Raw genomic sequence first — 14,876 nt, forward strand, 5'->3', positions numbered from 1 at the left:
AAATAGCAGACGGGGGTGTGGGCTATATGCTCATTCTCCAGGTCGGATAATTAGCATATAGCCTGCACCGCGTACATTTACAATGCTCACGGTTGGATCTTCTTTAAGATGGGCACGAAGCCTGCTTATAAATACATCAAGGCTTCTGCCTGTAAAAAAACTTTCATAGTCCCAAAATTCCTCCAGGATTTCCTTCCTTTTAAGAATGGAGTTTTTATTTTCAAAGAGTTTTTTTAACAGTTCAGACTCCCGGTAAGAAAGCCTGATATATTTATCATCCAGTATAAGCCGCTGATTTTTAAAATCTGCAAAGTACTTACCTATCATGTCCCGTTTGATCAGATCAGGATTTCTCAACTTAAGCTGGAAGTTCATCCTGACAATTAATTCGTCGATACTAAATGGTTTTTTTAAATAATCGTTCGCACCTATTTCAAATCCATGAACAACATCTTTGGTTTGCGTTCTGGCTGTTACAAAAATGATGGGTATTTTCAGATCTGTTTCTCTGATTTTTGAAGCAAGGGTGAATCCATCTGTTTCCGGCATCATAATATCAAGAACAATAATATCCGGCTTTTCGGCGTTAAAACTGCCTAATGCTTCTGTTGCATTGGTAAAATGTGAAACTTTATATCCTTTGTAAAGTAGGCTGTCGGCAACAATTTTAGCCAGGCCCTGCTCGTCCTCTATGTATAATACATTCATAATCAATCTTTAAAAGTTATCGCAATGGTGAAAGTACTACCTTGTTCGTTGCTTTGAACGGTTACTATTCCTTTATGAAGTTCTACAACCTGTTTGACATAAGACAGGCCGAGTCCAAAACCTTTTATAGTAGCCGTCTGCTTACCTGGAACCCGGAAAAACCTTTCGAAAATGTCTTTATGGTAGCTTCTGGGGATTCCTATACCAAGATCAGTCACATGAAGTAACCAGACCCCTTTTTCATAGGTGCTTGCTATAGTAATCCTTTTGTTATCAGCAGAATATTTGACTGCATTATCTATCAGATTTCGCACAGCATTTAAAAGATGAACCGGATCCAGGAATAGGTCTGGTGTATGCGGGTCATAATGAAAAATTAATTCAATATCGCTGTAAGACAGTTGATAACTTTCGATAAGTTGTTCAAGAAGCTGGTTAATATTGGTATGTTTTTTCTCGAGATGCATTTTATCCGTATCGAAAACCGATTGTTGTAAGATCATTTCTATAAGCTTCGAAAGGTGATCAATTTCATTCTTCGAAATATTCAGATAGAGCTGAGTTTTATCACTGTCTTCCAGCGCACCATAATTTCGCATCGCTTCTACTGCAACGGCTACAGTTGCCAAAGGTGTTTTGAGTTCATGGGTCATGTTATTAATGAAGTCATTTTTCATCATGGAAATTTTTCGCTGTGTATATATAGTTATGAGCATATATATCAGACAGCTTGAAGTAATGATAATTAGCAGCAGTGAACCACCAAACTGCCATTTCATTTTATCTATGATATAGGAAGATGGCGCTTTATATGGAATCGCGCTATATAATTCAGCTGGAACGGAGCTCGTTGCATTTACCCGGCGGGTTACACTAGTTGGTAAGGTTGTGACCGCCAGTCCGCTCACCGCGTTGTCTTCTGTAGGATCTACCCCCGGAACTCTGGTAGCAGGTACTCCGCGTACAGCTATTCCTTGAATATTTTCATGAACCATCATGGTTGTAGCCATACGTGGTACTACTCTTGTTGGGTAGGCGATAATAGATTGCGCTACTTGTGCTCCATCTACTTTTTTTACATCGACCGGTAGTGCCGGCATAAAAAACTCATACTGAGTAGAGAACAGCGGCTGACTGCTATAATATTTATAATCTTTATATAACCAGAAAAATTGTGTCAGTATTAAACCGAGAATTGAAATTGTTATAAATCCAAATATGTATTTGATCCGGTTATTCATACTTAATAATTTCATCGGTCAAATATAATTTTAGGTTATGTAGGATTACCAGCCATTCACACTTTTTAACAAATTGTAACATTCGTTAACATTTCGCCCCTGCATATTTGCCACTGTTAATTATACAAATGGCATCTATGAAATCCAATTCACTTATTTTACTAATTTTTACGGGGATACTTACAACCGTCCTGACAGCTTGTAAGACCAACAATAAAATCGGATTCGATGATAATGACCCACTTACTGTCGAGATCAATGACAGCATAAAAGTTATCGCTTCTACTTACTTACTGGATTCTCTGCCATCGTCAAATACAGGTACGATTATGCTAGGCGCTAATGAAGACCCCGCATTTGGAAAACTGAAACTTTCTTCCTATTTCCGAATTAAAGCTCCGGCGCAGTCTGACTTGCCAAAAGACGCAGTTTTTGATTCATTACGTCTGGTATTAAAGTATAGTAAATACAGTTATGGTGATACGACAAAATTACAGCAGTTGGTCGTACACCGTCTAAAAGAGTTGATTAAGCTCCATAAAGTCAATAATGATGTGGAGCCGGAAGAGAAACCCTTATTTGTTACAAATGAGGATGCGCTATTTACCACAAGTACTGTTAAATATGATGCTACGCCAATAGGAACGCATAGCTATAAACCTTCACCAGGCAGTAAAGACAGCGTTTCTATAAAACTGGACGATAAATGGGGTAATGAACTGTTTAAGATGCTCGTGGAAAAGGATAAACGACTCTCCAGTGCAGATGATTTCCTGAATTATTTTAATGGTATGCATATAGAATCCATTAATAGTTCTGCAGTCATTGGATTTAATGCAGATAACCTGAAAATGCTTGTACACTACCACTATCGTAATAATAATGGTTTCCCTGAAACTGGCAAAAGTGAATTTGTAATGCATGATAAGCAGTATCAGTTTAACCATATTGAGGCAGACCGGCAGGCGACCAGCCTTAAAGGGCTAAATCAGAAGAATCAGGAGGTGGATGCTTTAACTACCGGTCAGCAGCTGTTCCTACAAGGCGGAAGTGGTATTGTTACAAAAATTTTGTTGCCTGGGTTAACACAATTTATGCACGAACCGGGTATTGTCGTGAATAAAGTAGAACTAATAATTCAGACAAAACCATCTACTTATGCGCTCTACAAGGTACCTGCTTCACTCATCCTTTTCATAGCTAACGATCGGAATACACCAAAGTTTACTATTCCTGATGCCTATGAAACAACCACACAACAGGCTGCATTCCGACCTGGGAACGATAATGGAGCTTTAGCCAGTTTCACTTTCAATCTGTCAGAATACGCAGACAAAATCAAGAAGGGTGAGTATAAAAATACTTCACTTCTTCTTAGCCTGCCGATCGACGATCTTATTAAAACGGTTGATAGGGCACATATTACAAATGATAAATCAACATTGTCAGTCTCGACAAGAATTACTTACACTAAATACTAATAAAAAATGCTTAAAAAGTTATTAAATCTATCGCTGATCATGATGATCGTATTCGTCGGTTCTTGTAAAAAATCGGGTGACGATGATCCGGATGAATGGACAAAAGGTTCTGATTTTGAAGGAATTCCGAGAAGCGGGGCAGCCAGTTTCGTTATCGATGATGTTGTCTATGTAACTGGAGGTTTTGATGGCGAGAAGCGACTAAATGATATCTGGTATTATAACAATAAGTTAACCAACTGGTATCGTGTTACAGACGCTGATTTCCCGGGAAAGGCCAGGAATTATGCTATGGGATTTAGTATAAATGGAAAAGGTTATCTGGGCGGTGGTTTTGATGGAACAAATGGACTTACTGATTTTTACCAATTTGATCCTGTTCAAAAGAAATGGAAAGCCATAGCCGATCTCCCTGGCGATGGCAGGTACGGAGCTGTTGCCTTTTCTCAGGATGGAAAAGGATATGTGGGCACGGGAACAGGGCTTAACGGCGATTTGAAAGATTTCTACAGTTATAATCCTGCTAATAATACCTGGGTACAGGTAAGCAGTCTTCCTGGTACTAAAAGAGTGTATGCATTCACTTTTACTATTGGTGAAACTGTGTATGTTGGCAGCGGACGGAATAACGGACTATACCTAACTGATTTTTGGTCTTATAATGCAAAAACCGACAAATGGAATATTCTAAAGGATCTGAAGAACACTGAGAAGTCGAATGAATATAACCTAGGCCGTGAAAATGCTGCGACTTTCGTACTGAATAGCAAAGGATATATCGTTGGCGGCAGTTCTGGTTCGGTTTTAAGCAACACATTGCAGTATACTCCAGCGACCGACAGTTGGAAAAAATATCAGGATTTTAAAGGATATGCAAGAGAATCGGCAATTGGTTTTGCCATCGGAGATAGGGGCTATATTACAACTGGCAGAAATGGAAGCAGCCGGTTCGATGACACCTGGCTATTTAAACCTAATAATTAATTATAAGATCTTTCTATTGTTTTTTAAGGCAGCCTTCGTTTTTGCGGGGGCTGCTTTTTAATGCATATGGTTTTTAAGAAATGGTATTTTTCAGACACAATAATAATGCAACTAAGATGCATTTGATTAGATTTGAAAAAAATAATCATATGAACAAATTACCTGTAACAGTTCTCAGCGGATTCCTGGGAAGTGGAAAAACGACTTTACTTAATCATATCCTGCATAACAAGGTAAACCTGCGTGTTGCTGTCATCGTAAATGATATGAGTGAAGTGAATATAGATGCACAATCAGTTAGGAATGAAGGGGTGCTGTCAAGGACTCAAGAAAAGTTAATTGAAATGACTAATGGGTGTATTTGCTGCACATTAAGGGAAGACCTGATGCTGGAAGTGGAGAGGCTTGCTGCGGAAAACCGTTTTGACTATTTATTAATTGAGAGTACGGGTATATCTGAGCCAATACCTGTTGCCCAGACTTTTTCTTTTATTGATGAAGAAAAGGGAATTGATTTGTCGCGGTTCAGTTACGTTGATACCATGGTTACTGTGGTTGATTGTTTTAATTTCTACAAGGATTTCGGATCACCGGAACGATTGAAAGACCGTCAGCTTACAGACATGGAAGGCGACGAACGGACTATAGTAAATTTGCTTACTGATCAGATAGAATTTGCCAACGTAATTATTTTAAATAAAACGGATCTGATTAAAACGTCTGATTTAGATGTTTTAAACGCGCTAATCAAAAAGCTTAATCCGATGGCCAGAATTATAGAGAGTTTATATGCTGCCGTAGATCCGAAAAACATAATTAATACTGGTTTATTTGATTTTAATAATGCGTCTGCATCTGCCGGATGGATTCAGGAGTTGAACAGTATTCATACACCAGAAACTGAGTCCTACGGAATCAGTTCAGTTGTTTTCCGGGATAAAAGACCTTTCCATCCAATTCGCTTTATGAATTTCCTGGAAAATGATTTCCCCTCGAACCTGATTCGTTCGAAGGGCTTGTTCTGGATGGCTGACCGGGCAGACGAAGCTTTAAATTTTTCTCAGGCCGGCGGTTCGTCAAAATTGGAGGGAGCTGGGGTATGGTGGTGTAGTATGTCTTTTAACGAACGGCTTGACTACCCTGATTTTATCGAAAATAAGGAATTTATAGAGGCAAAATGGGATCGGGATTTCGGTGATAGATTGAATGAAATTGTATTTATTGGGCAACATTTGAACAAAGCAGAGTTAATTGCAAAACTGGAAGAATGTTTACTCGACGACTTTGAATTATGTGACTTTAAAGCGGGAAAGTTTAATCCTTTACAAATAATTAAGAATAGTTAATCTAGTATCAGCAATTAGCCCCAAACGAGCTCTTTAACAGAATTTAATTTGCGAACGTTTTTTAAGAATTGGTTAATGGTTTCATGAAAAATAATATTATCTTGATATTGTCTAACTTAATAAAGTTGATCCTTATTTGCATTGTGCATATGTTTTTGATACAAAGATATATAGCCTGTGTTTTGTGAAGTTGGGTTTTGATTATGTCGACGTCTGTTTTTGTGCGGTTTCTATATAAGGAATTTGGTTTCTTAAAGTTATAATAAGGTATGCTGAAATGGTGATTCAGATCATTTTTATTCATGATCTGTGATATTATTAATCTTTATTAGCGTATTATATTTGCTTCATAAGTATAAGCTTGTCTTATGCTAAAATATTTTTCACGATGATAAGAGTATTGAAACTGCTTTCAATTTTTAGTCTTTTTAGTTTATACGTTGACGGACAGGAGCTGGCCAAAGCAGACTCCACGAAGATTAAAATCACAATGAAAGGTCTCTTTCAGGCCAGATATCTTTTCAATACAAATAAAAATATCGATTTAAATGGTTTACACCATACTGATGGCAAAGCTACTTACAATGATTTTGATATAAAAAGGGCCAGACTTCAGTTTGCCTCTAAAATTTCCGACAGGACAGATGTAGTCTTATTATTAAACCTTGCAGATTTTAAATCGGATCCTAAAAACAAAGTTCTTGAGAACGCTTATATTACTTATAAGCTCAATTCGTTCCTTAACGCTAAGATGGGGCAGTTCCGGCCGGCTTTCGGACTGGAAGATATGTATCCTGTAGATGTAATCAAATCTATGGATTATTCAAATCAATATACTGCATTTGGAAATAATGGTTGGCAGAGTTTTCAGATCGGTGCAAGTATTTATGGTGCAACCACAGGTAAATTACCTGTGAAATATGAATTGTCCGTCGTCAATGGGAATAACAGGAATCAAGCAATGGATAATGACAATGGAAAGCATTTTTCTTCCAGAGTCGAATTAGGACTGGATAAGAAATATGCAATTAAAGTCGGACTGAATGGCGGGTTGGCTGTGGTCTCAGGATCTGGAGCTTATGCCTCTGGTATTGACTTATCGGGTACACTTCCTTTGGCTAAAAAGTTATCCTTGGAAATGGAAACGGAGTTCAAACAAGGAAATAACCATGTTTTGTATTATAGCATTGAAGAAGCGAAGCGTGAGGGAAATCTGAAAAAATATCAGATGCGTGGTTTTTATTTTTTACCAAACCTACGCTATGCAATAAACTATCATCGTCTCAGCTCTCTTGAGTTCTCCTGTAGATACGAGTATTTCGATAAAGATTTCAGGCATCCTGGGAGTAAAAGGGAAACGTGGACTCCCATGCTGAGTGCTGAATTTTTAAAAGCTTATAGTGCAAGAATACAACTGGGTGTAAATATAGACCGGTATAAACAGAATATAGCAGGTACGACACAATACAATAACTCCACTTTCATCTTACAGGTTCAATCCAGGTTATAATCATTATAATAAATTGTTATGAACGCCAAATCAACTATAATCGCTGAACCTCCAGCTAAGGCACCAAAAGAAATTCAATTGATCCCATTAGCAGCAACCGTTGCTATTGGTGCAATCATCTGGTTTATTCCTGTGCCAAACGGGGTGAAACCGGAGGCGTGGCACCTGCTTGCCATTTTCCTTGCAACCATTTTCGGAATTATCCTTAAAGCGGCAAGTATGGGTACACTCTGTATGATGGCTATAGCGCTTGTCGCTCTGACGGGAGTGTTGGCTCCAGGAGATCCCGGCAAGTCTATAACGCTCGCTCTTAAGGGTTTCGGTGATAAGGTGATCTGGCTAATCGGAATTAGTTTCTTTATAGCAAGAGGTTTTATAAAAACAGGTTTGGGCAGTAGAATTGCCTATGTTTTTATCAGGTTGTTTGGCAAAAGCTCATTGGGGCTTGCCTATAGTCTGGGCGCCGCTGATTTAATTCTGGCACCCGCTATACCGAGTAATACAGCCAGAGGAGGAGGAATCATTTATCCGATTATGAAGTCAATGGCTATTAGTTTAGGTTCCTTTCCAGATAAACAGGAAACGCACCGCAAGGTCGGAGCTTACCTGACTCTGAACAGTTATTATATGAACCTGATAGCCTCAGCTATGTTTCTTACTGGTACTGCAAGTAATCCGATGTGTCAGAAATTTGCGGCCGATCTGGGTATTCACATCAGCTGGATGTCCTGGTTCTGGGCTGCAATTATCCCGGGTATCGCCTCAATTCTAATCATTCCCTTTTTACTTTATAAAATATTTCCACCAGAATTAAAGAAAACGACGCAGGCACCTGCCATGGCTATAGAAAAGTTAAAGGAAATGGGTTCTATCACCAGAAATGAGATCTTAATGCTCATGGCATTTGTGATATTGCTTGTTCTCTGGGTTACCGGTGATTTGTTTAAGATTGATGCAACTACGACTGCATTTATAGGTTTATCTATTTTATTGCTTACCCAGGTTCTTACCTGGGAAGATATTAAGGCCGAGAAGGGTGCCTGGGACACTATAGTCTGGTTTGCTACATTGGTGATGATGGCAGGAGCTTTAAATGAGCTCGGCTTTATCCCCTGGTTCGGTAAACTAATTCAACAGTTGTTGCTGGAACTTTCATGGACCGTCGCTTTTCCAATTATTATCATCACTTATTTCTTTAGTCATTATCTTTTCGCCAGTGCGACAGCGCATGTGGCCGCTATGTACGCCGCATTGCTGGCAGTGGGGGTTGCGATGGGTGTGCCGCCGATGCTGCTGGCACTCATGCTGGGTTTTACCGGTTCGTTATTTGGAACTTTAACCCACTACGCGCACGGTCCGGCACCGGTCTTCTTTGGAAGTACCTATGTGGACATTAAGCAATGGTGGATTATGGGGTTGATAATTGGTGTTACTCTGCTGGTAATCTGGATGGGGCTGGGTGGAATCTGGTGGAAAATAATAGGTGTTTATTAATCTAAATTTCTTGATATATGAGCGTATTATTAATGGAGAGTACATTGTTGCGGAAAAACTTAATGGCCCTTACGGGTCTGTTTCTTTGTTTTTTTCTGGTTATTCATCTGTTGGGAAATTTGCAGTTGTTACTCCCGGCAACTCGTGCCAGTGAAAGCTTTAATAGTTATTCGGCATTATTATCAGGAAACATATTTATCAAGGTTGTGTCCTATATACTTTATTTTTCTTTGATAGCCCACGCGGTAGACGCCCTGGTTATTACGATTAAAAATAAAAAGACCGCCGGAAAATATGCTTATGATAAAAGGGGCAGTGCAAGTAAGTGGTATTCCAGGAATATGGGCATACTAGGTTCTTTGCTATTAATATTTTTAGTAATACATTTTAAAGATTTCTGGTACGTCTATAAGTTTCAATCGGTGCCGGTAGATAGTAACGGAAACAAAGATCTTTATGCAGTGGTCATTTATGCTTTTGCTTCCTGGTGGTATGTACTTTTATACGTCCTGTCGATGTTTGCATTAGGATACCATTTATTGCATGGGTTTAAAAGTGCAGTAAGGACTTTAGGTGTTTATCACCCTAAATATGCTGCCTTTGTAAATTCCTTTGGTATTATTTACAGTTATGCCATCACATTTGGTTTTGCTATTATTCCAATTTATGTTCATCTTACTCATTTCGGCTTATGACTTTAGACGCTAAAATTCCTGAAGGTCCATTGGAAAAAAAGTGGAGCAGGTATAAGGATCACGCTAAACTGGTTAACCCGGCTAACAGAAAAAAGCTGAGTATAATAATTGTAGGAACCGGACTCGCTGGTGCTTCTGCGGCCGCATCTATGGCTGAGCAAGGCTATCAGGTGCAATCTTTTTGTTTTCAGGACTCAGCACGCAGAGCGCACTCGGTAGCAGCACAAGGTGGAGTTAATGCTGCGAAAAATTACCATAATGACGGGGATTCGGTCTATAGAATGTTTTATGATACGTTAAAGGGTGGCGATTTCAGGTCCAGAGAGGCGAATGTATACCGTCTTGCCGAGTGCTCTTTAAATTTAATAGACCAGGCAGTTGCCCAAGGTGTTCCATTTGCACGTGAGTACGGAGGCTATTTAAGTAACCGGTCATTTGGTGGTGTACAGGTAAGCCGAACGTTTTATGCACGTGGACAGACCGGTCAGCAATTGTTATTAGGCGCCTATCAGTCTTTAATGCGGCAGGTAAGTCTTGGTAAAGTTCATTTGTATTCCCGGCATGAGATGCTGGATCTTGTTTTAGCGGATGGTAAAGCAAAGGGGATAATTGCCAGAAACCTGGATACAGGTGTTTTGGAGCGGTTTGCTGCAGACGCAGTAGTGATTGCAACTGGCGGGTTTGGTAAGATTTACTATCTGTCTACACTCGCCATGGGCTGCAATGGGTCGGCAATCTGGCGCGCACACCGTCGTGGTGCGTTAATGGCTTCTCCGAGCTGGACACAGATTCATCCGACCTGTCTGCCTCAGTCTGGCAGTTATCAGTCAAAACTTACGCTGATGTCAGAATCGCTGCGTAATGACGGTCGCATCTGGGTGCCGAAGTTAGAGAACGAAACACGCGAGCCTAATCTGATCCCAGAACAGGAAAGGGATTACTACCTGGAAAGAAGGTACCCGTCTTTCGGGAATCTCGCGCCTAGGGATATTTCCTCGAGAGCTGCTAAAGAAAGAATAGACGCCGGATTTGGTGTTGGGCCGCAGAAAAATGCTGTATATCTGGATTTCTCTAAAGCCATCAACGAGCAGGGTAAGGATAAGATTACCGAAAAATATGGCAATCTTTTTTCGATGTATAAAAAGATAACTGCTGATGATGCCTATCAGATACCAATGAAGATATCTCCTGCAGCACATTTTTCTATGGGCGGTTTGTGGGTCGATTATGAATTGATGACGACTATACCCGGACTATTTGCTATAGGTGAGGCTAATTTTGCAGATCATGGCGCAAACAGGCTAGGTGCAAACTCCCTGTTACAGGCATGTGTTGATGGCTATTTTATACTTCCATATACATTAGCAAATTATCTTTCGGGAGAATTGAAGTCAGCTAAAGTCGGAATTGACAGTCCGGTTTTTGAAGAAGCAGAAAGAGACGTTCGTAATAGAATAGATAGGCTGGTCCACATTAAGGGATCTCAGACAGCCGATTTTTTTCATAAAGAACTCGGGAAATTATTATATGATAAATGCGGGCTTTCCAGAACAGCAGCAGGGCTGCAGGAGGCCATTGATGGAATAGCTAATTTAAAATCAGCGTTTTATAGAGATCTGCTGATACCCGGTGAGGCTGGTGATATGAATGCAGAACTAGAAAAGGCCGGCCGTGTCGCTGATTATCTGGAGATTGCCAGTTTAATGTGTTTTGATGCCTTAAAGCGGAACGAATCCTGTGGCGCCCATTTTAGAGAAGAGTATCAGACGCCTGATGGCGAGGCTTTAAGAGATGACGAGAATTTTTGTTATGTATCTGCATGGGAATGGCCCGGTGATGATAAAGAGCCTATTCTGCATCCCGAACACCTGGAGTTCGAATTTATTAAATTATCAGTGAGAAGCTATAGCTAAATAATTATGAAAGTACATCTTAAAATATGGCGTCAGAAAGATGCAGCAAGTAAAGGCAGGCTGGTAGACTATGATCTTGATCAGGTAGACACACATATGTCTTTTTTAGAGATGATAGATACCTTGAATGAAAAACTAGTCCTGAAAGGTGAGGTTCCCGTCGAATTTGACCATGATTGTAGGGAAGGGATTTGTGGAATGTGTGCGATGACCATCAATGGAGAGGTTAACGGTCCGGTAGCAGGGTTGACGGTGTGTCAACTGCATATGCGGGAATTTAAAGATAATTCGACAATTTATATTGAGCCGTTCAGAGCCAATGCTTTTCCTCTCAAACGTGATTTGAAAGTAGACAGGTCGGCATTTGACCGGATCATACAGGCAGGAGGCTATATTTCTGCTAGTACGGGCCAGCCGACTGAGGCTAACACAATTTTAATTTCCCACGACCAGGCCGAATCTGCATTTGATTCTGCTGCATGTATTGGCTGCGGTGCTTGTGTAGCTACTTGTAAAAATTCCAGTGCCGCTTTATTCACTTCGGCAAAAATTTCACACCTGGCTAAAGTTCCGCAAGGAAGGGAGGAAGCGCAGAAACGTGTTTTGAAAATGGTGGCACAGATGGATGCGGAAGGTTTTGGTCACTGTAGTAATACAGAGGCTTGTGAAGCAAGGTGCCCGCAGGGAATATCTGTATTAAATATTGCACAAATGAACTGGGAGTATAATAAGGCTCTTGTTTTACGTTAACTATGTTGTCGAAACCTAAGTGGTTTGGCATTGTTAATGTGTTTGAATAAGGGTTATAGAGTTATTAAATATTTAAATTATGAAAATTTCCATTTTTTACACACTGCTGCTTTCCGGCAGTGTATTATTTGCAGGTTGTGTGAGCAACAAAAAGTATAATGACCTACAGACTAATTTTAATCAGTTACAAGAGCGTTCAAGAAGTCTGAACCAGCAGTATCAGCAAGCTAAAAATGACCTTTCGGGTTCTACTGTGAGAGTAAAGAGTTTAGAAGAACAAATTGCTTCTGCGCAGGCAAATGTATCGTCTTTGCAGGATGCCTTAAATAAATGTCTGAACTCAAGTAATCAGGGTAATGTTAATATTTCTAAGTTAGTCGATGAAATAAATGCCTCGAACAGTTACATCAAACATTTGGTAAATACTAAAAATAAGAGTGATTCCTTAAACCTGGTGCTGACAAACAATCTTACGCGCTCATTAAGCCGCGAGGAGATGCGTGACGTTGATGTACAGGTACTTAAGGGTGTTGTGTATATCTCATTGTCTGATAATATGTTATATAAGTCAGGTAGCTATGAAATTTCAGATCAGGCGGGGGAAACTTTGAACAAAATTGCAAAGATCATCAAAGACTATAAGGATTACGAAGTACTAATAGAGGGTAATACCGATGACGTACCTATTTCTCAGAAAAACATTCGTAATAACTGGGATTTAAGTGCACTACGGGCATCCTCTGTGGTTCAGTCTTTACAGATGAATTATGGCGTAGATCCGAAGCGGTTAACTGCAGGTGGCCGAGGAGAATACAATCCGGTTGCTGCTAATGATTCGGAAGCTGGAAGAACTAAGAACAGACGTACCCAAATTATCATTACTCCAAAACTAGATCAGTTTATGGAATTAATTGGAAAAGCACCTGAAACTGCTGCTCAATAATAGATCGATAAAATGTACGAAATGCCGCCTGTTCAGGCGGCATTTTTTGTTTCAGAACACAGCAATGCAGGGCGGATAATATTTTTATTATTTATTAAATAAATAATTTATCAATTACTAATTTGTGATTGTGTCTATTGTAGTTATAATATTGTGCTCGTAGTATAAAATTCTTAATACACTGCATGTGGGTGGGAATTTGAATTGCTATCTTAGTTTTTTAACTCATTAACTAACATATGAAAATAAAACTACTCCCATTTGTGGCCGGCGCGATGCTGATCACTTCGGTTGTTCAGGCCCAAACTGCAGATCCTGTAGTATCTGGAATTGTCAAGGAGGCAACTGAAAATTCTCAACTTCGTAAACTGGCACACGAGCTATTGGATGTTATAGGGCCGCGGTTGGTTGGTTCTCCTCAAATTAAACAAGCACATGAGTGGGCTGTAGATAAATATGCAGGTTGGGGAATTTCAGCTAAAAATGAACAGTGGGGAACCTGGAGAGGATGGGAAAGAGGCGTCTCTCATATAGATATGGTCTATCCGCGTGTAAAATCCCTTGAAGGAATGCAATTGGCATGGAGTCCAGGCACTAAAGGAAAAGATATCACCGCAGAAACAATTATTCTTCCTTTAGTCACAGATTCTATAGCCTTCCAAAAGTGGCTTCCAAATGCAAAAGGCAAAATCGTAATGATTTCTATGAACCAGCCAACCGGCAGACCAGAGTATAACTGGACAGAATTTGCCACCAAAGAATCTTTTGATAAAATTAAAGCTGAAAAAGCAGAAGAAACTAAAGCTTGGGCTGAAAGAATCAAAAATACAGGATTCAACGCGAAGAGTTTAGCATTGGCATTAGAAAAAGCAGGTGCAGCAGCGATTATGGCATCTAACTGGTCAAATGGTTTTGGGGTAAATAAGATTTTCGGAGCAAATACGACTAAAATTCCGACAGTAGATATCGCCCTTGAAGACTATGGATTGTTATTCCGGTTGACAGAAGGAGGTTCTAAACCCAAAGTGCGTATTAAAGCTGAGTCGAAAGAGTTAGGTGCAGTACCTACGTTTAACACAATAGCATCTATTAAAGGTTCAGAAAAACCTAACGAATATGTAATCCTGTCTGCACATTTTGACAGCTGGGATGGTGGAACTGGTGCTACTGATAATGGTACAGGTACCATAGTGATGATGGAAGCCATGCGCATTTTAAAGTCCGTTTATCCAAATCCAAAACGTACAATTTTAGTTGGTCACTGGAGTTCTGAAGAACAGGGATTAAATGGATCGAGGGCTTTCGTAGAAGATCATCCTGAAGTGGTAAATAATTTACAGGCATTATTTAATCAGGATAATGGAACTGGAAGGATTGTAAATATATCTGGTCAGGGTTTTGCAAAATCGGAAACTTATCTGACCCGCTGGATAAATAGAATTCCCGAAAAATACCGTGCAGAAATTAAAACCAGTTTCCCTGGTTCTCCGGGGGCAGGTGGTTCTGATTTTGCTTCTTTTGTAGCAGCAGGTGCGCCTGGGTTTTCATTGAGTTCATTAGGATGGAGTTATGGTAATTACACCTGGCATACAAACCGTGATACATTTGATAAAATCGTATTCGATGATGTACAAAGTAATGCTATTGTAGCTGCAATTATGGCCTACGCGGCTAGTGAAGATCCAGAACGCTCTTCGACTGAAAAAAGCATTTTACCTAACAATACAAGGACTGGACAACCAGGGGTTTGGCCGACTCCAGTTAAACCAAACCGCAAAGGTGGGCAATAAAAAAATAGATCGTAAAAGCCG

12 protein-coding genes are annotated in these 14,876 nt (G+C 39.9%); 10 read left to right on the top strand and 2 right to left on the bottom strand.

The features are described from left to right. Window positions 1-30: 30 nt before the first annotated feature. Together BLR53_RS01750 and BLR53_RS01755 are read right to left on the bottom strand one after the other, a co-directional pair. Entirely contained in the window at window positions 31-708 is a 678-nt protein-coding gene (locus BLR53_RS01750; RefSeq protein WP_037438174.1) for a response regulator transcription factor, read from the bottom strand. A gap of 2 nt (window positions 709-710) precedes the next feature. Further along, window positions 711-1,964 (bottom strand): sensor histidine kinase, encoded by a 1,254-nt coding sequence (locus BLR53_RS01755; protein ID WP_074586590.1) that lies wholly within the window; start codon window positions 1,962-1,964, stop codon window positions 711-713. Between the two features lie 122 nt (window positions 1,965-2,086). Between BLR53_RS01755 and BLR53_RS01760 the strand changes: the two genes are divergently transcribed. The 10 genes from BLR53_RS01760 (at window position 2,087) to BLR53_RS01805 (ending at window position 14,855) form a co-directional block, all read left to right on the top strand. Beyond that, a complete protein-coding gene (locus tag BLR53_RS01760; protein ID WP_176763501.1) occupies window positions 2,087-3,430 on the top strand; it encodes a DUF4270 family protein in 1,344 nt (447 codons plus the stop codon). Window positions 3,431-3,436: 6 nt separating this feature from the next. After that, entirely contained in the window at window positions 3,437-4,414 is a 978-nt protein-coding gene (locus BLR53_RS01765) for a Kelch repeat-containing protein (protein ID WP_074586595.1), read from the top strand. 149 nt (window positions 4,415-4,563) lie between these two features. Continuing rightward, a complete protein-coding gene (locus BLR53_RS01770) occupies window positions 4,564-5,760 on the top strand; it encodes a GTP-binding protein (protein ID WP_074587292.1) in 1,197 nt (398 codons plus the stop codon). 388 nt (window positions 5,761-6,148) lie between these two features. Continuing rightward, window positions 6,149-7,270: a porin gene (locus BLR53_RS01775; RefSeq protein ID WP_074586597.1), complete on the top strand. Its 1,122-nt coding sequence runs from the start codon at window positions 6,149-6,151 to the stop codon at window positions 7,268-7,270. A gap of 18 nt (window positions 7,271-7,288) precedes the next feature. Next, on the top strand, window positions 7,289-8,764 hold the full coding sequence (locus BLR53_RS01780; protein WP_051759552.1) for an anion permease: 1,476 nt from the start codon (window positions 7,289-7,291) through the stop codon (window positions 8,762-8,764). Window positions 8,765-8,781: 17 nt separating this feature from the next. After that, window positions 8,782-9,459 (top strand): succinate dehydrogenase cytochrome b subunit, encoded by a 678-nt coding sequence (locus BLR53_RS01785; protein WP_234797483.1) that lies wholly within the window; start codon window positions 8,782-8,784, stop codon window positions 9,457-9,459. After that, complete coding sequence (locus BLR53_RS01790; RefSeq protein WP_074586599.1) at window positions 9,456-11,372, top strand: fumarate reductase/succinate dehydrogenase flavoprotein subunit; 1,917 nt, start codon at window positions 9,456-9,458, stop codon at window positions 11,370-11,372. Before BLR53_RS01785 ends, BLR53_RS01790 begins: the two co-directional genes overlap by 4 nt. Before the next feature lie 6 nt (window positions 11,373-11,378). Further along, entirely contained in the window at window positions 11,379-12,122 is a 744-nt protein-coding gene (locus BLR53_RS01795) for a succinate dehydrogenase/fumarate reductase iron-sulfur subunit (protein WP_037438168.1), read from the top strand. 79 nt (window positions 12,123-12,201) lie between these two features. Beyond that, window positions 12,202-13,065 (top strand): OmpA family protein, encoded by an 864-nt coding sequence (locus BLR53_RS01800; RefSeq protein WP_143007797.1) that lies wholly within the window; start codon window positions 12,202-12,204, stop codon window positions 13,063-13,065. Between the two features lie 239 nt (window positions 13,066-13,304). Then, entirely contained in the window at window positions 13,305-14,855 is a 1,551-nt protein-coding gene (locus BLR53_RS01805; protein ID WP_037438166.1) for a M20/M25/M40 family metallo-hydrolase, read from the top strand. The last annotated feature ends 21 nt before the right edge of the window (window positions 14,856-14,876 follow it).

The sequence above is a fragment of the Pedobacter antarcticus genome, from assembly GCF_900103515.1.
GTDB lineage: Bacteria > Bacteroidota > Bacteroidia > Sphingobacteriales > Sphingobacteriaceae > Pedobacter > Pedobacter antarcticus.